The following is a 1458-nucleotide window of genomic DNA, read 5'->3' on the forward strand; positions in this document are numbered from 1 at the left end:
GACCGTTTGCCGTTCATGGAGTTGCCGCCGTTCTTGCCCGCCGGATCGTGCCCGTCATAGCGGAGATGATCCGTCATGACGCCCGCCAGAGCGGACTCCAGCAACCGCTTCGTCAGCTGCTGGAGCAGGCCGCCCTCGCCCGTCAGTTGCAAGCCCTCGGCTTGAGACCGAGCCACGAGCTCGTTCAGGAACCGGTCATCCACGCCCGCTGACGCGGCCTCGGGCGGTGTGGCTATGTTCTCGCTGGTCACAGGTGCAATCCTCCATGATCGGAGTTACACCGTTCTGGCTCTGGCCCGTAGTCGGTGGTGACGCCGAGTAGCCATCCGCGATCATGGTCTTGTGATGGATGTCAACTCTCTTATCGGGACGGTGTTTTCCGGGCTGTCGGCACTGGTCGTCGAGGACGTGACGGACGACGGTGACAAGGTGATGGTCACGGCCCGCACCCGGGATGTGGCGGTGCCGTGTCCGGTGTGCCGAACGCCAGCGGCGAGGGTGCACGGGTACCACCGCCGGACGGTGCGGGACGTGCCGGTCGACGGCCGCCCGGTCGTCGTCCACCTGCGGGTACGAAGGCTGGCCTGTCCGGTTCTGGGCTGCTCCCGGCAGACCTTCCGTGAACAGATTCCCGGACTGCTGAAGCGTCATCAGCGCCGCACTGTGCGTCTCGCCGGGCAGATATCGCAGGTGGCGCGGGAGTTATGCGGCCGGGCGGCCGCACGCCTGGCCGCTCTGCTGGCCGTGCCCGTCTCCCGCAGCACCGCACTGCGCCATCTGCGGCGCCTGCCGCTGCCCGAGCATGCCATCCCGCGGGTGATCGGCGTGGACGATTTCGCCCTGCGCCGCCGCCACCGCTACGCCACGATCATCACGGATGCCGAGACCGGCCGACGCGTCGCGGTCCTGCCCGACCGAGAGATGGCCACCCTGGAGTCCTGGCTGCGCGAGCATCCCGGCATCGAGGTCGTATGCCGGGACGGCTCGGCCACCTACGCCGAGGCCGTCCGCCGCGCCCTGCCCGACGCGGTGCAGGTCAGTGACAGATGGCACCTCTGGCGCAACCTCTGCGACAAAGCCCAGCTCGAGGTCCGCGCGCATGCCGGCTGCTGGGCCACCATCAACCCGCCCCGCCCCGGCGGAGTACGCGAGCAGACCACCCGCGAACGCTGGAACAAGATCCACGATCTCCTCGGCCAAGGTATCGGCCTGCTCGACTGCGCTCGCCGCCTGGGCCTGGCCCTGAACACCGTCAAACGCCATGCCCGCATGCCCGAACCCCAGGCCCTGCGCCTCACCCCTGCCTACCGGCCCACCCTCGTCGAACCCTACCGCGAGCACCTGCGCCAGCGCCGTGCCGAAGAACCAGCCGTCCCGGTCACCCACCTTCTCGAGGAGATCCGGGAGCTGGGCTACACCGGCAGCGCAAACCTCCTGGTCCGCTACCTCAACCAGGGC

At 68.9% G+C, this 1458-nt stretch carries 1 protein-coding gene and 1 pseudogene; one reads left to right on the forward strand and one right to left on the reverse strand.

Annotation, left to right across the window (positions count from 1 at the left end; all coding sequences use genetic code 11):
• Window positions 1-251 (reverse strand): annotated as a pseudogene (locus tag ADK55_RS14815) (IS256 family transposase); the annotation flags it as partial.
• A 94-nt stretch (window positions 252-345) separates the two neighbouring features.
• Between ADK55_RS14815 and ADK55_RS14820 the strand changes: the two are divergent.
• Window positions 346-1458 (forward strand): ISL3 family transposase (locus ADK55_RS14820; RefSeq protein WP_420713628.1); only part of this gene is annotated, 1113 nt, incomplete at its 3' end.

This window comes from Streptomyces sp. WM4235 (genome assembly GCF_001279725.1).
Classification (GTDB): Bacteria; Actinomycetota; Actinomycetes; order Streptomycetales; family Streptomycetaceae; genus Streptomyces.